This window comes from Pseudacidovorax sp. NFM-22 (genome assembly GCF_021401245.1).
In the GTDB taxonomy this organism is placed as follows: domain Bacteria; phylum Pseudomonadota; class Gammaproteobacteria; order Burkholderiales; family Burkholderiaceae_C; genus Xenophilus.
Window position 1 is genome coordinate 858,079 of the sequence record NZ_JACBFY010000001.1, and the last position, 21,305, is coordinate 879,383.

22 protein-coding genes are annotated in these 21,305 nt (G+C 71.2%); 6 read left to right on the forward strand and 16 right to left on the reverse strand.

The annotated features are described in order from the left end of the window. Positions 1-4 precede the first annotated feature (4 nt). Together L0984_RS03875 and L0984_RS03880 are read right to left on the reverse strand one after the other, a co-directional pair. Positions 5-1,645 (reverse strand): 3-deoxy-D-manno-octulosonic acid transferase, encoded by a 1,641-nt coding sequence (locus tag L0984_RS03875; protein WP_370645883.1) that lies wholly within the window; start codon positions 1,643-1,645, stop codon positions 5-7. A gap of 2 nt (positions 1,646-1,647) precedes the next feature. Next, on the reverse strand, positions 1,648-3,030 hold the full coding sequence (locus L0984_RS03880) for a phosphomannomutase/phosphoglucomutase (protein WP_234192420.1): 1,383 nt from the start codon (positions 3,028-3,030) through the stop codon (positions 1,648-1,650). 112 nt (positions 3,031-3,142) lie between these two features. Here L0984_RS03880 and L0984_RS03885 point away from each other — a divergent pair, with 112 nt between their 5' ends. The 5 genes from L0984_RS03885 (at position 3,143) to L0984_RS03905 (ending at position 7,023) form a co-directional block, all read left to right on the forward strand. Next, on the forward strand, positions 3,143-4,681 hold the full coding sequence (locus L0984_RS03885) for an AlkA N-terminal domain-containing protein (RefSeq protein WP_234192421.1): 1,539 nt from the start codon (positions 3,143-3,145) through the stop codon (positions 4,679-4,681). Next, complete coding sequence (locus L0984_RS03890) at positions 4,678-5,271, forward strand: methylated-DNA--[protein]-cysteine S-methyltransferase (protein ID WP_234192422.1); 594 nt, start codon at positions 4,678-4,680, stop codon at positions 5,269-5,271. Before L0984_RS03885 ends, L0984_RS03890 begins: the two co-directional genes overlap by 4 nt. Beyond that, entirely contained in the window at positions 5,268-6,182 is a 915-nt protein-coding gene (locus tag L0984_RS03895; protein WP_234192423.1) for a DMT family transporter, read from the forward strand. Before L0984_RS03890 ends, L0984_RS03895 begins: the two co-directional genes overlap by 4 nt. A 254-nt stretch (positions 6,183-6,436) precedes the next feature. Continuing rightward, complete coding sequence (locus L0984_RS03900) at positions 6,437-6,721, forward strand: ribbon-helix-helix protein, CopG family (RefSeq protein ID WP_234192424.1); 285 nt, start codon at positions 6,437-6,439, stop codon at positions 6,719-6,721. Positions 6,722-6,729: 8 nt separating this feature from the next. Then, entirely contained in the window at positions 6,730-7,023 is a 294-nt protein-coding gene (locus L0984_RS03905) for a type II toxin-antitoxin system RelE/ParE family toxin (RefSeq protein ID WP_234192425.1), read from the forward strand. 40 nt (positions 7,024-7,063) lie between these two features. On the opposite strand, the gene L0984_RS03910 is transcribed toward L0984_RS03905, so the two are convergent. From L0984_RS03910 to L0984_RS03975, 14 genes are all read right to left on the reverse strand, one after another. Continuing rightward, entirely contained in the window at positions 7,064-7,507 is a 444-nt protein-coding gene (locus L0984_RS03910) for a hypothetical protein (RefSeq protein ID WP_234192426.1), read from the reverse strand. Then, positions 7,504-8,268, reverse strand: coding sequence for an FAD:protein FMN transferase (locus L0984_RS03915; RefSeq protein WP_234192427.1), 765 nt, complete (start codon positions 8,266-8,268; stop codon positions 7,504-7,506). The genes L0984_RS03910 and L0984_RS03915 overlap by 4 nt, the downstream gene beginning before the upstream one ends. 97 nt (positions 8,269-8,365) lie before the next feature. Then, a complete protein-coding gene (locus tag L0984_RS03920; protein ID WP_234192428.1) occupies positions 8,366-8,911 on the reverse strand; it encodes an FMN-binding protein in 546 nt (181 codons plus the stop codon). 5 nt (positions 8,912-8,916) lie between these two features. Continuing rightward, entirely contained in the window at positions 8,917-9,771 is an 855-nt protein-coding gene (locus tag L0984_RS03925) for a DUF6662 family protein (RefSeq protein ID WP_234192429.1), read from the reverse strand. 216 nt (positions 9,772-9,987) lie between these two features. Then, positions 9,988-10,884 (reverse strand): alpha/beta fold hydrolase, encoded by an 897-nt coding sequence (locus L0984_RS03930; protein ID WP_234192430.1) that lies wholly within the window; start codon positions 10,882-10,884, stop codon positions 9,988-9,990. A 61-nt stretch (positions 10,885-10,945) separates the two neighbouring features. After that, positions 10,946-11,161, reverse strand: coding sequence for a hypothetical protein (locus tag L0984_RS03935; protein ID WP_017762240.1), 216 nt, complete (start codon positions 11,159-11,161; stop codon positions 10,946-10,948). A 91-nt stretch (positions 11,162-11,252) separates the two neighbouring features. Continuing rightward, positions 11,253-12,017 carry an aspartate/glutamate racemase family protein gene (locus tag L0984_RS03940; protein WP_234192431.1) on the reverse strand — a complete coding sequence of 255 codons (765 nt, stop codon included), beginning with the start codon at positions 12,015-12,017 and terminating at the stop codon, positions 11,253-11,255. 8 nt (positions 12,018-12,025) lie between these two features. Next, positions 12,026-13,444, reverse strand: a complete 1,419-nt coding sequence (hydA, locus tag L0984_RS03945; protein WP_234192432.1) for a dihydropyrimidinase — start codon at positions 13,442-13,444, stop codon at positions 12,026-12,028. A 28-nt stretch (positions 13,445-13,472) separates the two neighbouring features. Then, positions 13,473-14,261, reverse strand: a complete 789-nt coding sequence (locus L0984_RS03950; protein ID WP_234192433.1) for an SDR family NAD(P)-dependent oxidoreductase — start codon at positions 14,259-14,261, stop codon at positions 13,473-13,475. Positions 14,262-14,468: 207 nt separating this feature from the next. Beyond that, positions 14,469-15,479, reverse strand: a complete 1,011-nt coding sequence (locus tag L0984_RS03955; RefSeq protein ID WP_234192434.1) for an NAD-dependent epimerase/dehydratase family protein — start codon at positions 15,477-15,479, stop codon at positions 14,469-14,471. After that, positions 15,472-16,257: an ABC transporter ATP-binding protein gene (locus L0984_RS03960; protein ID WP_234192435.1), complete on the reverse strand. Its 786-nt coding sequence runs from the start codon at positions 16,255-16,257 to the stop codon at positions 15,472-15,474. The genes L0984_RS03955 and L0984_RS03960 overlap by 8 nt, the downstream gene beginning before the upstream one ends. A 3-nt stretch (positions 16,258-16,260) precedes the next feature. Next, complete coding sequence (locus L0984_RS03965; RefSeq protein ID WP_234192778.1) at positions 16,261-17,076, reverse strand: ABC transporter permease; 816 nt, start codon at positions 17,074-17,076, stop codon at positions 16,261-16,263. Between the two features lie 75 nt (positions 17,077-17,151). Further along, positions 17,152-18,153 carry an ABC transporter substrate-binding protein gene (locus L0984_RS03970; RefSeq protein WP_234192436.1) on the reverse strand — a complete coding sequence of 334 codons (1,002 nt, stop codon included), beginning with the start codon at positions 18,151-18,153 and terminating at the stop codon, positions 17,152-17,154. Between the two features lie 301 nt (positions 18,154-18,454). Continuing rightward, complete coding sequence (locus L0984_RS03975; protein ID WP_234192437.1) at positions 18,455-20,344, reverse strand: TolC family outer membrane protein; 1,890 nt, start codon at positions 20,342-20,344, stop codon at positions 18,455-18,457. A 248-nt stretch (positions 20,345-20,592) separates the two neighbouring features. On the opposite strand from L0984_RS03975, the gene L0984_RS03980 reads away from it, so the two are divergent. Further along, positions 20,593-21,303: a transglutaminase-like cysteine peptidase gene (locus tag L0984_RS03980; RefSeq protein ID WP_234192438.1), complete on the forward strand. Its 711-nt coding sequence runs from the start codon at positions 20,593-20,595 to the stop codon at positions 21,301-21,303. The last annotated feature ends 2 nt before the right edge of the window (positions 21,304-21,305 follow it).

Consider the following 21,305-nt stretch of genomic DNA (forward strand, 5'->3'; position numbering starts at 1 on the left):
CGGATCAGCCCCGGCGTTCGTCAGGCACGACCAGCGGCGCGTCGGGGTCGAACACCGGCTCCGCGCGCTCGCCGGGCGGATGGCCGGCGGGGTGTGCGGTCGTCGATGCCGGAGCAGCCTCGGCGCCCGGCTCCAGCATCTGCGGCGACACCGGCGGGACCGCCTGCATGGAGGGCTCCGATGATCCCGCTGCCGCGGACGCGTCGCCAGGCCCTGCCGCCATCGCCGCGTCTGGCCCGACGGGCACCACCACCGGCTCCGGATCGGGCACCGATTGCCCCAGCGCGAGGATGGCCGCCGCCGTGCGTTCGGCCGCGCCGCGGTGGCTGCCAGCAAAGCCCAGTGCGGCCTGCGACATCGCGGCGCAACGGCCCTTGTCCGCCACCAGCGACAGCGCATGCACCACGGCCTTCATCATGTCGTCCACGCGCAGCGCGCCACCGGCCGCGATGGCCAGCTCGGCCGCCTCGGCAAAGTTGAAGGTGGACGGTCCCATCACGATCGGGCAGGCACAGGCCGCGGCCTCGATCAGGTTCTGGCCACCGAGCGGCGCAAAGCTGCCGCCCAGCAGCGCGGCTTCAGACAGGCCGTAGTACAGCGCCATCTCGCCCAGCGAATCGCCCAGCCAGATCTCCTCGCCCTCGGGTGCGCCTTCAGCCGTGGAGCGGCGCACGCAGGCAAAGCCGCGCTGCGCGATCAGCTCGGCCACCGCGTCGAAGCGCTGCGGATGCCGCGGCACGATCAGCCATTGCACATCGCAGGCACGCAGCCGCGGCAGGTGCCGGGCGCGCTCGCCACGCGGGCGGCCCGGGTTGCCGTCGGCCGCCGCAGCAGGACCGAAGTCGTCGCTCGACGGCGCCGTGGTCCAGAAGTGGCGCAGCGCATCGAGCAGCATCGCCTCCTCGCCGTCGCGCGAGCTGGCGAACACCACCACCGGCTTGGGCAGGCGCGCGCGCAACGCCTGCGCATGCACCAGCTGCCGCGCATCAGGCTGCGCATCGAACTTGAGGTTGCCGAACACGCCGCCCAGCTTGGCGCCCAGCGAGACCAGGCGGTGCGCATCGGCCTCGCTCTGCGCCCACACGGCCGCGAGCGAGGCATAGGCCGGCCGCGCCAGCGAGGACCAGCGCTCGGCCTTGGCCAGCGACTTCTCGGACAGGCGGGCATTGGCCAGCGTGAGCGGAATGCCCCGTTCGGCGCAGGCCGCCGTCAACTCGGGCCAGACTTCGGTCTCCATCAGCACGCCGATGCGCGGACGGAAGCGGTCGAGGAAGGCGGCCACGGCCTGGGGCGTGTCCCAGGGCTGCCAGACCTGCACGTCACCTTCCTGCAGCAGCTTGGCGCCCTCTTCCCGGCCCGTGGCGGTGCCATGGGTCAGCAGGATGGGCACGCCCGGCAGCTGCCGCCGCAGCTCGGCGATCAGGATGGCGGCGGCGCGCGTCTCGCCGAGCGAGACGGCATGCACCCAGCAGGCATCGCGGATCTGCAGCGCCGGGTCGTACACGCCGAAGCGCTCCGCCACCGCATGGGCATAGCCCGGCTCGGCCTTGGCGCGCTTGCGCAGCTTGCGTTTGAGAAGGGGCTGCGCGAGGCGGGTGAACAGCCCGTAGAGGCGCAGCGCGGGAGAACGGGAAACGCGCGGCACGCTCAGTGCGCCGCCTCCGCGAAGCTCGCGTCGGGCTTGACCGACTTGAGCAGCGCCGTCATGGTGGCCTCGATGCGGTGCAGGGCGTCCTGCGTCTGGCCTTCGAAGCGCAGCACCAGCACCGGCGTGGTGTTGGAGGCGCGCACCAGGCCGAAGCCGTCGGCCCAGTCGACGCGGATGCCGTCGATGGTCGAGACCTTGGCGTCGGCGTCGAACTTCGCCTTGGCCTTCATCTCCTCGACCAGCTTGTGCGGCTCACCCTCGTTGCACTTCACGTTGAGCTCGGGCGTGGAGAAGCTGGTGGGCAGCGCGTTGAGCACCTCGCTGGCGTTCGGATGGGCCGACAGGATCTCCAGCAGGCGGCAGCCGGCGTAGGTGCCGTCGTCGAAGCCGAACCAGCGCTCCTTGAAGAAGATGTGGCCGCTCATCTCGCCGCCCAGGGGCGAGTCGAGCTCCTTCATCTTGGCCTTGATGAGCGAGTGGCCGGTCTTGTAGATCAGCGGCTGGCCGCCCGCGGCCTCGATGGCCGGCGCCAGGCGCTGCGTGCACTTGACGTCGTAGACGATGGTGCCGCCCGGCACGCGCGAGAGCACGTCCTTGGCGAACAGCATCATCTGGCGGTCCGGGAAGATGTTGTTGCCGTCCTTGGTGACGATGCCCAGGCGGTCGCCGTCGCCGTCGAAGGCCAGGCCCAGTTCGGCGTCGGTGGTCTGCAGGGCCTTGATCAGGTCCTTGAGGTTGTCGGGCTTGCTCGGGTCGGGATGGTGGTTGGGGAAGTTGCCGTCCACCTCGCTGAACAGCTCGATCACCTCGCAGCCGATGGCGCGGTAGATGGCGGGGGCCGAGGCGCCGGCGATGCCGTTGCCGGAGTCGACCACGATCTTGAGCGGGCGCTGCAGCTTGATGTCGCCGGTGATGCGCGCCACGTACGCGGGCAGCACGTCGACCTGGCGGACGCTGCCGCCTTCGGCCAGCTGGGCGCTGCCGTCTTCCATGACCTTGCGCAGGCCCTGGATCTCGTCGCCGTAGATGGCGCGGCCGGCCAGCACCATCTTGAAGCCGTTGTAGTCCTTCGGGTTGTGGCTGCCCGTGACCTGGATGCCCGAGGTGCACAGCGTGTTGGCCGCGAAGTACAGCATGGGCGTCGTCACGGCGCCGATGTCGATCACCTCCACCCCCGTGGCCACCAGGCCGCGGATCAGCGCCTCGGCCAGGCTCGGACCGGACAGGCGGCCATCACGCCCCACGGCCACTGCGCGCTCGCCAGCGGCTCGTGCGGCGCTGCCGAATGCGCGTCCCAGCGCCTCGGCCACCTCCGCATCCAGGGTGCTCGGCACGATGCCGCGGATGTCGTACGCCTTGAAGATCGAGGGGCTGAGTTGCATGGCAGGGAGGGGGAGGAAATGACAACAAAAGTGACGGCGGCGATTGTAGGCACCGCCCCTCGCGGCTCGCATGTCCGGAAATGGCGCATTTGGGTGGCTTCGCACAGGTAGCATGCCCTGCATGAACACCCGGCCCGACGCCTTGGCGGATACCGAAGGCGACGCCTGTTACCTGGCGTTGAAGACGCGCGACGCACGCTTCGACGGCGCCTTCTTCACGGCCGTGACGAGCACCGGCATCTACTGCCGGCCGGTGTGCCGCGTGCGCCTGCCGCGGCGCGAGAACTGCTGCTTCTACCGGCACGCGGCGCAGGCCGAGGCGGCGGGCTTCCGGCCTTGCCTGCGCTGCCGGCCCGAATTGGCGCCGCGCGCCGGCGGTGCGCCGGCATGGAGCACCGAGGATGCCTCGCGCATCCTCGCGCGGCAGGCCGCCCGCCTGATGGACGAGCCCGAACTGTGGGCGGACGACGCCGACGCGCAGCCCGGCCGCATGGTGGCCCGCATGGCCGAGCGCCTGGGCGTGAGCGACCGCCACCTGCGCCGGCTGTTCGAGGCCGAATTCGGCGTCTCGCCGCTGCAGTACCTGCAGACGCGGCGCCTGCTGGCCGCCAAGCAGTTGCTGGCCGACACGCGACTGCCCGTGGCCGAGGTGGCCCGGGCCAGCGGCTTCGGCAGCGTGCGGCGCTTCAATGCCGCCTTTGCCGAGCGCTACGGCCTGAACCCGCGCGACCTGCGCCGCGCCCGCGAGGGCGAGGCCCAGGGCGACGTCGGCGGCGCCTCGCTCACGGTGCGGCTGGGCTTCCGCCCGCCCTACGACCTGGCGACGCTGCGCGAATTCCTGGGCCGCCGCGCCCTGGCCGGCGTGGAGCGGCTCGACGCCGATGGCCGCTTCGTCCGCACGGTGCGCATTGGCGCGCAGACCGGCTGGCTGGCACTGGGCTTCGACCTGCCGGCCTCGCAGGTTCGACTCACGCTCGCCGAATCGCTGGCGCCCGTGCTGCCGATCCTTGCCAGCCGCGTGCGCGCGCTGCTCGACCTCGATGCCGACCCAGCCGCCATCCATGCCGTGCTGGGCCCGCACTTCCCCGCCGCCGAAGGCCTGCGCGTGCCGGGCACGCTCGACGGCTTCGAGCTGGCGGTGCGCGCCGTGCTGGGCCAGCAGATCACCGTGGCCGCCGCCCGCACGCTGGGCAGCCGGCTGGTGCAGGCGCTGGGCGAGCCCGTCGCCACGCCTTTCGAGGGGCTGGATCGCCTGTTCCCCACACCTGCCGCACTGGCGGCCGTCGATGGCGAAACACTCGGCCGGCTGGGCCTGGTGCGCCAGCGGCAGGCCGCCCTGCGCGCATTGGCCGAAGCCGTGCTGGACGGCCGGCTGGCGCTGCATGCCGGCGCCGAGCCCCAGCGCACCTGCGCCGCCCTGCAGGCCCTGCCCGGCATCGGCGCCTGGACCGCGCAGTACATCGCCATGCGCGCACTGCGCTGGCCCGACGCCTTTCCCGCCGGCGACATCGCGCTGCAGAAGGCCCTGGGCGTGACCCAGGCCCGCGCCGCCGAGGCCGCGTCGCAGGCCTGGCGGCCGTGGCGCAGCTACGCGGTGCTCGCCGCCTGGCACGGCCTGGCCGCGCCTCCCTCCACGAAGGACCTCTCATGATTCCTGTCCCTTTCCGCGCCCGCCCCGTCGCGCTGCGCACCTGCCACATCGACACGCCTCTCGGCGGCGTGCTGCTGGCCGCCAGCGCCGACGGCCTGGCCGGCCTGTGGTTCGACGCACAGCGCCACCATCCCGACACCACCGGCTGGGAGCCCGATCCGGGCCATGCGCTCCTGCAGGACGCCGCCGGTCAGTTGCAGGACTACCTGGCAGGCCGGCGGACCGGCTTCGAGCTGCCGCTGGACCTGTCGCGCGGCACGCCTTTCCAGCAGGCGGTGTGGCGCGCCCTGCTCGCGATTCCACGTGGCGGCACGCACAGCTACGGCGCCCTGGGCCTCGCGCTCGGTCGGCCGGCCGCCATGCGCGCCGTCGGGGCCGCCGTGGGGCGCAATCCGGTCAGTGTGATCGTGCCCTGCCACCGGGTCATCGGCGCGGACGGCAGCCTGACCGGCTACGCGGGCGGGCTGGAGCGCAAGCGCGCGCTGCTCACGCTGGAAGGCGTCGCGCTGCCACCGGAGGACCGAGGGCCGACCGCGAGGCGGGTCGGCAACGCCCCGACCGCGCGCGAGCGAACGCAGGAGGTGGCGTGAGTCCGCCGCGTTCTGCATCACGCCCCTGGCTGATCGACCTCGTGCTGCTGGCGGCGCTGTGGGGCGCCTCCTTCCTCTTCATGCGCGTCGGGGCCGCCGAGTTCGGCGCGCTGCCGGTGGCGGCCATGCGCGTCGGCATCGCCGCGCTGGTGCTGGTGCCGCTGGTGCTGCTGCGTGGCCAGGGCGCCGACCTGCGCCGCCACTGGCGGGTGACCAGCGGCGTGGGCATGCTCAATTCGGGCCTGCCCTTCGCGCTCTTCTCCTTCGCTCTGCTGACCATTCCCACCGGCCTGGCGGCGGTGATCAACGCCACGGTGCCGATGTTCGGCGCGCTGGTGGCGTGGGCCGTCTTCGGCGACCGGCCGGACGGCTCGCGGGCACTGGGGCTGGTGGTCGGCTTCGTGGGCGTGGCGCTGCTGGCCAGCGGCTCCACCGGCCTGCACACCGGCGCGGGCGACTGGCGCACGCTGTGGGCCGTGCTGGCCTGCCTGGGCGCCTGCCTCTGCTATGGCCTGTCGGCCAGCGCGGCCCGGCGCTGGCTGCAGCCGGTGCCGCCGCTGGTCAATGCCGCGGGCAGCCAGATCGGCGCGACGGCCCTGCTGGTGGTGCCCGCCACACTCAGCTGGCCCAGCCAGATGCCCGGCCTGCGCGCCTGGCTGGCCCTGGTGGCCCTGGGCGTGGCCTGCACCGGGCTGGCCTACATCCTGTTCTTCCGCCTGATCGCCCGCGCGGGGCCGGCCAAGGCGCTGACCGTGACCTTCCTGGTGCCGGTGTTCGCCGTCTTCTACGGCTGGCTGCTGCTGGGCGAGCGGGTGACGGCCTGGATGCTGGGATGCGCGCTGGTGATCGTGTGCGGGGTGGCGCTGTCGAGCGGGCTGGTGCGGCTGCCGCGGTGGAGACGCGCTGCTTAGGGACGCTCTTCACGAATGCGCGCGCCGTGGGCATCTGCGGACTCGGGCGATCTGCGTCGTTGCAAATGCTCGCAATAGCCGGGCTATTGCTGCGCTTTGCGCCTCGCAGCGCATCCCGATCCGCAGCGCCGACTTGCCGCTCGATTCGTGAAGCGCATCCCTAGGGTCTCGGCCGGATCGGCCAGCACATCGACAAAGTCGTGAAGCGGGGCTGCGTGACACAATCATGCTACAGCCCATCGGAGCGCCCTCCCATGTCCACCACCACCATCCGCCTTGAAGAACAGCTGAAGGCGCGCATCGCCCAGGCGGCAGCGCGCGCCGGCAAATCGCCACACGCCTTCATCCTCGACGCGCTGGCGAACACCGTCGAACACGACGAGATCGATGCCGAAATGCACCGCATCGCCGAAGAGCGTTGGGCGAAGGTTCAGCGCACAGGGGCAACGGTGCCCTGGTCGGAAGCCAAGGCCTACATCCAGGCACGGGCCGCCGGGCAGAAGGCCGCTCGCCCGTCCGCCCGCAAGACGCCACGCTGAACGTCGCCGTGACCCGTATCGAACTGGCGCCCGAGGTGCTGGACGATCTGGAGCGTTTCGTCGAACACCTTGAGCAGCACAGCGCTGACGGACCACGTGAGCGGATGCAGGAGATCCTCGAAGCCTTCGACGTCCTCGCACACAGCCCAGCCATTGGCCGTCCGGTCAAGGACGGCAAGCGTGAACTCGTCATCGGCAAGGGCAGCCGTGGGTATGTGGCGCTGTACCGGTACGTCGCCTCCGTCGACACCATCTTCGTCCTTGCACTGCGGGCCCAACGGGAGTCCGGGTTCAAGCATTGAGAAAGACGCTCACACTTTGGCAACCGGGCCCGCGCGCCAGTCAGTCCGACCGGGCGCGGCGCCGCCCGCGCCACAGGTGCCAGGGCAGCGCCGCGGTAACGGCCAGGCCCAGCGCGACATGGGCGACATGCACGCCGTCGCGCCATTCCTCCGCGCCGTAGAGCAGTGCCAACGCCGTCAGCGCCGCCGCCGCGAACAGGCCCAGGGCGCAGGCCCCGGCAGCGCGGTTGCGCCGCGCCTTCCAGGCCACCACCACGTGATGCGGCAGCACGCTGCCCAGTGCCACCAGACTGAGCGCACCGGTGAGCCCATGCACGATCCACCATGCCGTGAGCTGCGGCGGCAGCCAGTGCCATGCATCCAGCAGCAGGAACCAGCCCACGCCCGAGGCGGCGCACAGTCCGAGCACCCCGTACAGGCTGCGCCGCTGCCAGCGCGGCAGGCGGCCGATGCGGCTGGCGTGTGGCCGGCCTTGCCGCGTCACAGCACCCATCCTTGCGCACCGAAGGCCGCCAGGCAGCCGTGGGCCTGGGCGCCGCCCAGCGCCAGCACCTTGGTCAGGCCGTCGGCCAGCGCGCAGGTGGGCGCCACCACGGTGTAGTTGGCGCTGCCGGCCAGCGCCTGCCCGCTGCGCGGGTCAACGATGGCGGACCGCAGGGGCTGGGCCTGAAGGCGCGCGCCGGCACCGGGCGCCGAGGTGGCGACCGCGCCATCGGCCAGGTCCCCCAGGTGCCTCAGCCGGCCGGGCGCTGACGGATCACGCACATGGATGGGCTGGGGCACCGGGCCCAGCACACGCAGGTCGCCGCCTGCGTTGACCCGGCCCTGGCGGATGCCCGCCGCGCGCAGCGCCGCCACGGCGCGATCCACGGCATGGCCCTTGGCGATGCCGCCCAGGTCGAGGCGCACCGGCGCGCCCACCCGCACCCGCGCGGCGGGCAGGAGCTGCAGCCCCCCCTGGCTGGCCCCCGGCCGGCCCGCATCCGCCGCACAGTCGAAAAGTCCCGCGGACGCGTGGTGGAGGCGAGCGGCCAGGGCCAGCACCTCCCAGGTCCAGGGGTCGATCGCCAGCACCGCGCCAGCCGCGGCCGTGGCGATGCGGCAGAGGTCCGAATCCGGCCGGTGCGGCGACATGCGGGCCTCCACGCGTTCGATGGCGGCATAGGCCGCCTCCACGGCGCCCAGCACCTCGGCGGCCGACACGCCGGCCGCCGGCTCGGCCATGACTTCGACATAGGTGCCCATCGCCGGCCGGCAGCGGCGGACAGGGGCCACAGCCGGCACCGGCACGGCCGCGCCATGGCGACCTGCACGCGGCGATGGAGCGCGCACTGCCTGGGCGCTAGCGGCCACGCAGCACCTGCCCATACACCGCCAGCACGCGCTTGACGCCATCGGTCAGGTGCTTGGCCGACAGCGTGGCCCCGGAGATGTTCTCCACGTCCTTGCCGAGCTTGAGCGGGGCGGCGCCATCCTTGCCCTCGAACTGGTGCAGCCACTGCGGCTCGGCCACCTCGTAGCCGTAGGACTCGTGGTACTCCAGCACCTCCACGCGGCGCACGCGGCCCTGGGCGTCCAGCGCCACGGCGTAGGTGATCATCTCGTGCTTGCCCACCACCTCGTCCACCACGAACCAGCCGCCATCGGCGGCCTTCCAGATGCGGTTGCCCTGGAAGGGATGGGCCACGGACGAGGCCGCGCGCACCTCGTCCTGCTGGGCCGGCGTCAGGGCCACCGGAAAGGCCGTGAGCGCCTGGCTGCCGAACAGGTCGCGCTGGGCCTGCTCGACCGACACGTAGATGCGGGCCGCCGCATAGACCGGCGCCGTGGGCGCCAGCGCCGCGCCCAGCGCCGCCAGCGGCATCAGCGCGGCCGGCTTCCATTGCATGCGCGTCATTCCAGCGGGATCCCCAGCTTCACGACCACCTGGTTGCGGCCATGGTTGTCCCACACCTTGCCCAGCGAACAGTCGGCGGTTCCATCGGCATAGCAGTGGCCGCCGATCTGGTGGCGCCAGGCGGCCGTCACCCACCAGCTGCGCTCGGCGTAATGGATGTTGGGGCCGATGAAGTTGGCCGTCTGCGTGTGCTTGTTGAAGTGGTAGCCGTCGTGGTCGGTGTGGAAGCGGCCCTCCACGCCGGCCGTCCACTTCGGCGCGAAGCGATAGCTGACGCCATACAGCAGGTCGGCCATCGAGTTCTTGATGATGCCGGCCGGGTCGTACTTCTCCTTCTCGATCTCCACCAGCAGGTTGGCCGCCAGTACCAGCCGGTCGTCGAGGAAGTTGGACTGCGCGATCAGCCGGAACTCGAGCTCGTCTTCCAGCTTGCCCCAGGTGGGCTCCACGTACAGGCCGATGCCCACCGGCGAGGTGACCGGGTTGGTGATGCGCCAGATGCCTTCGATGGAGGCGCCATCGAAGCGGCGGTAGCTGTAGGGATCGCTGGTGTTGGCCGTGCTGGGCACGCCGAAGCCGGCGGTGCAGGGAATGTGGTCGCAGGTCTCGGGGCTGAGATAGTTGTTGTGCGCGCTGATCGACGCGGCGTTCAGGTAGCCGCCGATCTGCAGGTCGTTGGTGATGCCGTACTCCAGCTCGGAGCGGTACAGGCCGAAGTCGTAGCGGCCGGCGGCCTGGCCATGCGTGACGTCCACCTTCTGCTCGAATTCCGCCGTGCCCTTGGGCTGCAGGTCCAGCGTGTAGACCCAGCCGAAGGCGCCCTCGCCCGCCTGCGCGGGCAGGCCCGCCACCGCCGCGGCACCGACCGCGCACGCAGCCGCCGCCCTGCTGATTCGCTTGAACGCTCCCACGAACAACCTCCCGTCAGAGATGAGAAAAGAGAATGCGAGTGATTCTCGAAAACATCACTGACGGGGAACTGAGCCCGCAAGGGGCTTGGCGACGGCAGCCGCCCGCCCCATCAGCCCAGGCGCCTTCCTGCGCCCAACGCCGGCTGCGAGGCGGGTCTATTCGGCCGCAGCCAGGAACGGCATCACCCGCGCCAGCAGCGCCTCGGGCGCTTCTTCGGCGATGTAGTGGCCGCAGGGCAGCGGGCCGCCCTGCACATCCAGCGCCACGCGCTGCCATTCAGCCAGGGGCTGGAAGCAGCGGTGCACCACGCCCTCCTCGCCCCACAGCGCGAGCAGCGGCATCGTGAGCTTGCGGCCGGCCTCGCGGTCGGCCCGGTCGTGCTGCAGGTCGATGGTGGCCGCCGCGCGGTAGTCCTCGCAGGTGGCATGCGCGGCGCCGGGCAGTGCGATGCAGCGCTGGTACTCGGCCAGGGCGCGCGGGTCGAAGGGGGCCAGGCCGGCGCTGCGTTTGCCCATCAGGTCGGTGATGTAGCGGGCCGGGTCGGCCTCGATCAGTCGCTCGGGCAGCGGCGCCGGCTGGATCAGGAAGAACCAGTGCCAGTAGGCGCGCGCGAAGGCCTCGTTGGTCTGCTCGTACATGGCGAGCGTGGGCGCAATGTCCAGCGTCACCAGGCGACGCACGGCCTGCGCATGGTCCATGGCCAGCCGGTGGGCCACGCGGGCGCCACGGTCATGCGCGAGGACGAGGAAGCGCTCGAAGCCCAGCGTGCGCATCAGCGTCACCTGGTCCTGCGCCATGGCGCGCTTGGCGTAGTTGGCGTGGTCGGGCAGACCGGCGGGCTTGGAGGAGTCGCCATAGCCGCGGATGTCGGCAGCGACCAGGGTGTAGTGCTGCGCCAGCGTGGGCGCCACCTTGTGCCAGATGGCGCGGGTCTGCGGATGGCCGTGCAGCAGCAGCAGCGGGGGGCCGGAGCCGCCGATGGTGGCGGCGATCTCGATGCCGTCGCCGACGTCGACGCGGCGTTCTTCGAATCCGGGAAAGAGCGGGGTCATGCAGGGAGTCTCCTAGGGACAGCCCTGCATGGTAGGCGCGCGCCCCGCGGCGCGCACCGGGTCAGCGGTAGCGCGGATCGTTGGGGCGCGCGTCGTAGCGGTTGGGCACGCCGTCGCCATCGCGGTCACGGTCGTAGCGGTTGGGCATGCCATCGCGGTCCCGGTCGCGGTAGGCGCCTGGGGGCGGTCCCGAGGGCGGAGGCGGTGGAGGCGCGACGATGCAGCCCGTCAGGGTGACGGCCAGCAGGCCGAGCAGCAGGGGTGTCTTGATCTTCATGGGGAGGCTCCTTGCGGCGATGCCGCTGGCGGCAGCCTGCCGCCGAGCCCCCAGCCGGTCTGTCGGACGCCGCCGTCCGCGCCCGGCTGGCTCAGGCCGACGCGCTGCGGGCCTGCGCCGCCTCGAGCAGCGCGGCAAGCGCCGGCGGCAGGCCCTGGTGCGGCTTGACCGGCGGCGGCGCCATGCTGCCGCGCCGGGCCGTGCCCGGCTGCAGGCCGTGCAGCATCTCGGCCTGCCGCACGGCGCTGGAGACACCGTCGACCACCGGCACCGGCAGGCGCCCGGCCAGCTGGCGCGCCAGCCCCGCCAGCGGCGCGCCGGCCAGGATCAGCACATCGGCACCATCCTCGGCCACGGCCCGCTCGCACAGGGAGAGCAGCGCCTCGGTGTGGTCTTCCTGGATGCCGTCGATGCGCGCCAGCGGCCGGTCGAGCGCGCGGATGCTGGCCAGCCGGCCTTCCAGCCCGTTGGCCTGCACCACCTCGCGGTACCAGGCCTGGATGCGCTGCGAGATGGCGATGATCGAGAAGCGCGGCCCCAGCAGGCACGCACTCGCCAGGGCCGATTCGGTGAGGCCCAGCACCGGCATGGGCAGCACCTCGCGCAGGGCCGCGAGGCCCGGGTCGCCGAAGGCGGCGACGATCACCGCGTCGTGGCCCGCCGCATGCTCGGCCGCGACGTTGGCCGCCGCATAGGCGCCGACCATGGCCTCGAAGCGGGTCTCGATGTAGGCCACGCCGAAGGGCGCGGTGCGCAGCGTGAGTTCGGTGCCGGCGCTGGCGCTGCGCGCCGCCTCGCTGCCGATGAGGGCCGTGACGCTGTCGGAGATATTGGGGTTGATGACGAGGATGCGCATGGGGCCGATCATCCGCGGCGGCGCGGCACCAGCGTGGGCGTGCCGCAGTGCAGGAAGCGCCCTGCGCCCTGGCGGCCGCTGAAGTCCTTGCCGTCCCAGACCACCTCGCCGCGCGACAGCGTCATGCCGGGCCAGGCCGTCAGGTGCATGCCTTCATACGGCGTGTAGTCGACGTCGTGGTGCAGTTGGGCATTGGTCAGCACGAACTCGCGCTCGTCCCAGATCACGAGGTCGGCATCGGCGCCCACCGCCAGGCTGCCCTTGCGCGGATGCAGGCCGTAGGCCTTGGCCGGGTTGGTGGACGTCAGCTCGACGAACTTCTGCGGCGTGATGCGCCCGGCCATCACGCCTTCGGACCACAGCAGCGCCATGCGCGTCTCGATGCCCGGGATGCCGTTGGGAATGTGGCGGAAGCCCACCTCCTCCCCACCCGGCTTCTTGCCCTCCGTGCCGTCGAACGTGTAGGGCGCGTGGTCGGACGAGAACACGGTGAACAGGCCATCGGCGAGGCCGTTCCAGATCACCTGCTGGTTGCTCTTGTCGCGCGGCGGCGGGCTGCAGACGCACTTGGCGCCGTGGTAGCTGTCGTCGATGCCCAGGTCCTCGGCGGTGAGGAAGAGGTACTGCGGGCAGGTCTCGGCGAAGACGTTCAGCCCGTGGGCGCGGGCCCAGCGGATCTGCTCCACCGCCTCGCGTCCGGAGACGTGCACGATGAGGATGGGCACGTCCACCAGCTCCGACAGCGCGATGGCGCGGTGCGTGGCCTCGCGCTCCACCAGCATGGACCGCGCATGCGCATGCCAGCGCGGCGCGGTGCGGCCGGCGGCCTCCAGCCGCTTGCTGAGCCATTCGATGCAGTCGGCGTTCTCGGCATGGATCATGGCCATGGCGCCGTGCTCGCGCGCCACCGACAGCACGTCCAGGATCTGGCCGTCGTCCAGCTTCAGGCTGTCGTAGGTCATGTAGATCTTGAACGAGGTGTAGCCCTCGCGGATCAGCGCGGGCAGCTCTTCCTCCAGCACCTTCGGCGTGGGGTCGCTCACGATCAGGTGGAAGCTGTAGTCCACATGCGCCTTGCCTTCGGCGCGCTGGTGGTAGTCGGCCACCGCCTCGCGCAGCGACTGGCCCTTGTGCTGCAGCGCGAAGGGAATGACGGTGGTGGTGCCGCCGCAGGCCGCCGAGCGCGTGCCGGTGTCGAAGTCGTCGGCCATCACCACCGGCGGCGGCTCGGGCTGGTCGAGGTGGCAGTGGGCGTCGACGCCGCCGGGCGTCACATGGCGGCCGGCCGCGTCGATCTCGCGCGCGCCGGCGGCGAGGCCCTGGCCCAGTTGCACGATGCGGCCGTCCTTCACGGCGATGTCGCAGTCGAAGATGTCGCTGGCCGTGACGGCGCGGGCGTTGCGGATGACGAGGTCGAAGGCGGACATGGGATTCGTGTTCAAGAAAAGAGAAGGGTCAGGCGGCCATCCAGCCACCGTCGACCATGAGTTCGACGCCGGTGATGAAGCGCGCCTCGGAACTGGCCAGAAACAGCACCGCCTCGGCCACGTCCTCGGGCCGGCCCAGGCGCGGCCAGGGCGTGCGGCGGATGGCGCGCTCCATGACCACGGGGTCGAGGGCGCGGCCGCCCTGCCCCGTCTGGATCTTGCCGGGCGCCACGGCGTTGCAGGCGATCTGCTCCGCGGCATAGTCGGCCGCCACCTGCCGTGTCATGTAGCCGATGCCGGCCTTGGTGACGCCGTAGCCCAGGTCGCCGGGCGCGGCGATCAGGCCGTGCTGCGACGACAGGTTGACGATGCGGCCGCGCACCTCGTCCACCACGGCCTGCGTGCGCATCTGCCGCACGGCGGCGCGGCTGGCGCGGAAGACGCCGCCGAGGTTGACGTCGAGCAGGCGCTGCCAGTCGGCGTCCTCCATGTCGGCCAAGGGCCGCGCGTGGCGGATGCAGGCGTTGTTGACCAGCACGTCGAGCCGGCCCTGCCAGCGCACGGCTTCGGCCACCAGGGCATCGACCTGCTCGGTGCGGCTCACGTCGCAATGGACGAAGCGGGCCTGCCCGCCTTCGGCCTCGATGGCCGCGAGCGTGGGCTCGCCACCTTCGATGGGCTGCGGGGTGATGTCGGCGACGACCACGAAGGCGCCTTCGGCGGCCAGGCGGCGCGCGATGGCACGGCCGATGCCCGAGGCGGCGCCGGTGACGATGCAGCATCGGCCGGCCATGCGGCGGGTGGGATTGGGGGTCATGTCGATGCGCCCTGCCGCTGCGCGCAGGGACGCGAACGGCGGCGGTGTGGGTTGGCGCCCTCTCCCCTCGCGGGAGAGGGCTGGGGAGAGGGGGCGGCGGCCTGGGCCAGGCGTGGGGCTGTGGTGGCGCGGGCGCCCCCTCTCCCCAACCCCTCTCCCGCGAGGGGAGAGGGGCTCGGGCCGCCACTGCGCATGGAGGACGCGTGCTCAGGCATGGGCAGGCTCCGCGCTGCGCTGCAGCCAGGCCAGGAAGTCGGCACCGGCGTGCGCCAGGTCGTAGCGCGGCACGAAGCCGGTGTCCCGGCGCAGGGCCATGATGTCCATGCTGGCCCGGTCGTAGTCGGCGTAGGCGTCGACGTTGGCCGTCTCGCCCTCGCCGGCGATGGCCCAGTCGGCGCCCTCGAAGCCCGGCTGCGTGGTCAGCCACGCGCACCAATCGGCCATCGACCATTCGAAGCCGGCGGCCAGGTTGTAGATGGGCTGCGTCGGCGCATCGGCATCGAGCAGCGCCGTGATCGCGGCGGCCGCATCACGCACGTAGAGCCAGTCGCGCCGCAATGCGCGCGGCAACCGCACCGGCTGGCCGGCGCGAAGAAGACGCAGGGCCTGCAAGGGCGCGCTGGGCGTGTCGCGCACGCCGGTGTCGCGCTCCCAGGGACCGAAGCAGGTGCCCAGACGGCCGATGCGCAGGTCTACGCCCAGCAGCCCGGCCAGTCGCCGCGCGGCCGCCTCGGCCGCCACCTTGGAGATGCCGTACAGCCCCTCGGGCTGCAGCGGTGTATCGGTCTCGTGCAGCAGGCCGGGCAGCCGGCCGCTGGCGCCATAGGCCGAGCCCGAGCTGGCCAGCAGCACCCGCTGAACGCCATGCGCGGACGCCAGGCGCAGCGCCGTGGTCACGGCCACCAGGTTGACGGCGAAGATGCCTTCGGGCGCGCGGCGCTCGCGCTCGGCCGCCGCGGTCACGGCCGCCAGCAGCACCAGGCGATGCGGCCGGTGCTGGGCCAGTGCGGCTTCCAGCGCTGCGGCATCGCCCACGTCGCCCCGCAAGGCGATGAAGCGCCCGGGCAGTGCTGCCAGCGCGCGCTGCGCCGCCTCGGGCAGTGGCGCCGCGTCCCAGCCGACCACCGTCTCGCCGCGGGCCAGCAGGTGCTCCACCAGCGCCAGGCCGACGAAGCCCGCAGCGCCGGTGATGAAGGTGACCGATGCAGCCTCAGCCATGTGCGGCAGCGGTGGGCGTCACGACCCCTTCAGGCCGCAGCAGCTGCAGGATGTGGCGCTTGTAGTCGTTGAAGCGCGGACTGGTGGAATCGCGCGGGCGCGGCAGGTCGACCTCGATCAGCTCGCGGATGCGACCCGGCCGCGCCGACATCACGGCGATGTGCGTGCCCAGCGCCAGCGATTCCTCGATGCCGTGCGTGACGAACACGATGGTGCTCTGGCTGTCGCGCCAGATGCGCACCAGCTCGGCATGCATGTCCATCTTGGTCTGCTCGTCCAGCGCGCCGAAGGGCTCGTCCATCAGGATCACCTCGGGGTTCATCAGCAGCGCCCGGGCGATGCCCACACGCTGGTTCATGCCGCCCGAGAGCTCGCTGGGAAAGTGGTTCTCGAAGCCGCGCAGCCCCACCATGTCGATGAAGTGCTGCGCCTTCTTGCGCCGCTCGGCCTTGGGCAGGCCGCGCATGGTGAGGTGGAAAGCCACGTTCTCCCACACCGGCAGCCAGGGCATCAGCGTGGGCTGCTGGAAGACCACGCCGCGGTCCACGCCCGGTGCCGTCACCGGCCGGCCGCCCACGGCCACCACGCCACGCGTGGGATGGTCGAAGCCCGCGATCATGTTCAAGAGCGTGGACTTGCCGCAGCCGCTCGGCCCCAGCAGGCACAGGAACTCGTTACGGCCCACGCTGAGGCTCACGTCGTCCAGCGCCTTGACGGCGCTGCCGCGGCGCGGGTCCTCGAAATGGCGCGAGACGTTCTGGATGGTGATGAGGCTCATGGGTCAGCCCTCCTTCGCTTGCAGGGTGGAGCCGCGCTGCCAGCGCAGCACGCGCGCCGACAGCAACTTGATCAGCCAGTCGCTGCAGTAGCCCAGCAGGCCGATGCTGGCCATGGCGGCGATGACGATGTCGTAGCGCAGGAAGTAGTACGAATCCCAGAGCACATAGCCCACGCCGCTCTTGACGGCCACCATCTCGGCCGTGACGGTCAGCATCCAGGCCGAGCCGATGGCGATGCGCAGGCCCGAGAAGATGCTGGGCAGCGCCGCCGGGAACACGATGTGCCGCAGCAGCAGCCGCGGCGTGCCGCCGGCCATGGCGCCCGCGCGCAGCAGGTTGCGGTCGCAGGTCTTCACGCCATGGATGGTCGATAGCAGCACCGGGAAGAAGGAGCCCAGGAACACCAGGAAGATGGCCGGCTTGTTGGCGATGCCGAACCAGATGATGGCCAACGGGATCCACGAGACCGGCGGAACCGGCCGCAGCACCTGCAGCAGCGGCTCGATGAGCTTCTCGATGGTGCGCGACCAGCCGATGGCCATGCCCAGGCCGATGCCCAGGGCCGCCGCCAGCGCGAAGCCGGCGGACACGCGGCCGGCGCTGGCCGCCACGTCGAAGATCCAGCGGCCCGAATAGGTCTGCGTGTTGCCGTCGGTGCCGATCACCCAGTCGGCCCAGGCCACCAGCACCTGCGAGGGCGCCGGCAGCAGTGCGGGCGGCAGCACGCCCGAGCGGGAGAACAGCTCCCAGCCGATGAGCACCAGGGCCGGCACGATGGCGCGCTCGACGCGCCGGTACAGCCGCTTCCAGGCCGGCATCACGGCAGCCGGCGCCGGCGCGGCCGGCAGCGTGGTCGTGGAGGAGGAATCCGCCATCGTCGTCGGCCCCTGCCCTCAGTAGCCCAGCTGCGACTTGGGCTTGCCCGTCGCGGCTTCGAGGAAGCGGTAGTCGATGTTCTTCTCGACCGCCGCCGTCACGTCGGTGTTGATGTACTTGAGGTCGCGCATCATCTGCGCGATGGCCACGGCCGAGGCGCGGTGGATCTGGTAGTCCGGGTACAGGTTGGCGGCGGCGCCGGTGGCGATGGCCTTGTCCAGGCCGGTCACCTTCTGGATGGTGTCGATGAACAGGCCCTTGTCCTTGATCATCAGGTCGTTGACCTTGACGATGGAGCGCACCGTCTCTTCCACGGCCTTGGGCTTGCTGGCGATCACGTCGGAGCGGGTGACGATCAGGTTGGTCAGCTTGCCGGCCGCCTGGTCATAGGGATAGGTGAAGAACTTGGCGGCCTTCACTTCGCGGATCTGGGTGGCGAAGGGGTCGACCGAGCAGATCAGCTCCACCTCGCCGCGGCGCAGGGCCTGCACATGGTCCGACGGGTTGGGGATGTTGATGAACTGGACGTCCTTGTTGATGTCGATGCCCTGCTTGGCGAAGGCGCCGCGCATGTGGATGTCCTGCGCATTGCCGCGCGAGGCCGCCACGCGGAAGGGCTTGCCCTGGGCCTTGTACTCGGCGATGACCTTCTTCAGGCCCGCCCAGTCGTTCTCGGCCACGGGCACGTCGTTGCCCACCAGGATCTGCGAGCCGCCGTTGATCTGGCCCGAGATGGCGACCACGTCGAAGCCCTTGTCGAGCGCGGTGGCGTAGTGCAGGTAGGTGACCTGGGCCACGTCGATGCTCTTGGACAGCAGGGCCGTCAGCACGTCGTTGCCGGTGTTGAAGCCGGTCGCTTCGAGCTTGACCTTGGCGGGGTCGGCGTTCTGCGGCGTGAGGGCCAGCGGCGTGCAGTGCGCGCACTTGGCGTAGCCGAGCTTGATGGCGTCCTGTGCCTGGCCGAGCAGCGGCGTCAGGGCGGCGGCGGCCACCAGGAGGGGAGCGATGAATTGGCGCATGGGCATTCCCGGAAGGTTGAACAACAGGACCGGCGCGAAACCGGATGCGTGCCTTCAAGCAATGGGCGTGCCACTTTGTATCCAATCCATTGAGCACGTGAATGCACTCTTTTCTCTGATCGCAGGAAGCCTCTCGAAGAAATAGAGGTTCAAGTGCACATCAGGATTGGATACAGTTTCTCTCCATGGTGCATCCATGCACCCCTTCGAGGCGGCCACGCGCCGGGTGCGTGCGCCCAAAGAAAACGGGCCCCGAAGGGCCCGTCGTCCTGCCGCAGGCCCCTCGACAGGGGCCGCGGTGTCAGCGCGCCGGCGTGGCGACCTCGGACTGGATCTTCCAGGCCTGGCCTTCGCGCACGAAACGCAGCGTCTTGTTGACCACGTCGTTGTAGTCGCTGGAGCGGTAGGTCTGCTTGAAGGACGCCTGGGCGGCATTGGCGCCGTCCGCGCGCACCTGCAGGTCCTCCACCGTCACGCTGATCGGGCCGGCCTTGGTCACGCGCGAGGTGCGCAGCGACTTCCAGGCCTCCACGCTGCCCTGCTGCGGACGGAAGCTGCTCGAATAGAAGGCCATGTAGTTGTTCAGGTCCTTGGCCGACCAGGTGCGGGCCCAGGCCTGCACCGTGGATGCCACGCCGGACGTGTCGGGCGTGGTCTGAGCCGGCACCGGCAGCGGGCGCGGTGCGGGCGAGGTCTGGCCCGGCGTGGGCTGCAGCGGCGGCCGGGAGGCCACCACGGCCGCGGTGTCCAGCACCTGCGGCGGCGTCATCTCGGTGCTGCACAGCACGGCCTCGTCCTCGGCCTGGCCGCCCTCGGGCACCTCGGGCGCATCGACCATCAGCGGCTTCTGGTTCATGGCGGGCAGCAGGCCGTTGGTCTGCTGCAGCACGCGGTAGCCGGCCAGCAGGTAGTCGTAGCGGGCGTTCACCACCGCGCGACGGGCCTGGAACACCTCGTTCTCGGTGTCCAGCAAGTCCAGCAGCGAGCGCTGGCCGATGTCGAACTGCTGGCGGAAGGCCTCGCGCGCCTTCTCGCTGGACAGCTGGTGCTGCTCCAGGTAATTGAGCTGCTCGCGCAGGCGGCGCAGGTCGTTGTAGGCGATGGTGGCGGTCTGGCGGATGTTGCGGCAGGCCAGGTCGCGCTGGTCCTGCGCGGCGTAGAAGTTCTCCTGCGCCGCACGGGCGCGGGCATCGTCGGCGCCGCCGCGGTAGAGGTTGTAGTTCAGCACCACCTGCACCGAGCTGTTCTGCACGCGCTGCACGGTGTCCAGGCCCGACAGCTGCTTGTCGGTGCCGGTCTGCGCCACGAAAGCCACGGTGGGCGACTTGGCGGCGGTGCGCACGTCCAGGTCGGCGCGGGCGGCGCGGATGCCCGACACGGCCGACAGGAAGCCCGGGTTGCGGCGCATGGCCTCGTTCAGCACCTGCTGGGCAGCCGGCAGGTTGGCCGAGGTCTCGGGCACCGGCGCCAGCTGGGCCGCGGGCATCTGGCCCACCAGGCGCTGGAAGCGCTGGGTCACGTCGTGCAGGTTGGCGCTGTCGGTCAGCCAGTTGGACTGCGACAGGGCGGCACGGCCCTGGGCCAGTTCCAGATCCACGCGCTTGCCCACGCCGGCGGAGGCGCGGCGGTCGAGCTGCTCGCGCGTCTCGTTGTGAAAGCCCCAGTTGTCGGCAGCCAGGCGCTCCAGCTCGCGGTAGCGGGCCACGTCGATGTAGGCCTGCACGGCCTGCAGCGCGATTTCGTCGCTGGCGGCCAGATAGTCGTAGTAGCGGCTCAGCTTGGCAAAGCCGGCGCGGCGCGTGTCGCTGGAGGCGGCACCGCCGTCGAACAGGGTCTGACGCAGCTGCAGGTTGGCGCCGGGACGGCTGTAGCTCTGGCTGTCGCTGCCGCTGATGCGGCTGCTCTGGTAGCCGGTGAAGGCCTGCAGGTCCACCTGCGGGCGCAGCGCGCTGCGCGCCACGGCCTGCTCGGCGTCGGAGGCCTGGTACATGCGCAGGCGGGCCAGCACCTCGGGATTGCGGCTGATGGCCAGGCCGACGGCGTCGCCCAGCGAGGCCGGCGGCAGCGCGGTCGCGGCAGCCGAAGGCGCCGCCGCGGGCATCGGCGCGGGCGCCGAGGTGGCAGGCGTCTGGGCGACGGCGACACTGCAGGCCAACAGGGCGGCCACGGCAACGGGGCGGAAGGTCAGCATGGACATACGATCAATCAAGGTCCCGGGTGGATTTGTAAAAAAAGATGGCGCGTGTCTGGTTGTTGTCAGGCTTTCTTGGCGCACACCGCGCAGCTGGGCGGGTCAGCTGCATCAATCTAATAAATTATTCTACGTATCGGTAACAGATCGGTTAAGAATGTTGCAACACTTCGCTTACATTCGGAACTTTTCCGCACTGGGCCGCTGAAGGACGCCATTCCGCCTCCCCCCCTCGCACGCGGCCTGTCGTGTTTACGCAACTCTTCTTCGCCCTGTTGCCCGGCCGGCGCACGCCACCCGTGGCGGGTCGCCGGACATGGGTCGCGCTGCTCCTGGCCGTGCTGCTGGCGCTGGGCGGCCCGGTCGGCGTCGGCGCGTGGGATGCGGCGCTCATGGAGCGCACCATGGTCCAGCGCTACGGCGCCTGGGGCCAGCAGGCCTTCACGGCCTGGCGCACGCTGGTCGACAGCGCAGGCACGCTGGACGAACGCGAGAAGCTGCGCCGCGTGAACGAGCACTGGAACCGCGCGGTGCGCTTCGGCGAGGACATGGAGATCTGGGGCCAGGAGGACTACTGGGCGACGCCCGTCGAGACCCTGGGCCGCGGCCGGGGCGACTGCGAGGACTACGTCATCGGCAAGTACTTCACCCTGCGCGCGATGGGCGTGCCCGAGGAGCGTCTGCGCCTGACCTATGTGCGCGCCCGCGTGGGCGGCGCCACGCAGGCGCACATGGTGCTCAGCTACTACGCCACGCCCGAGGCCGTGCCGCTGGTGCTCGACAGCCTGGTCTCCAGCATCCTGCCGGCCAGCTCGCGCCCCGACCTCACCCCCGTCTTCAGCTTCAACGCCGAAGGCATCTTCACCGGCCCCGGCAACGCGGCCAGCCACCCGGTGGACCGGCTCACCCGCTGGCGCGACGTGCTCGTGCGCATGCGTGCCGAGGGCGCCATCCCATGACC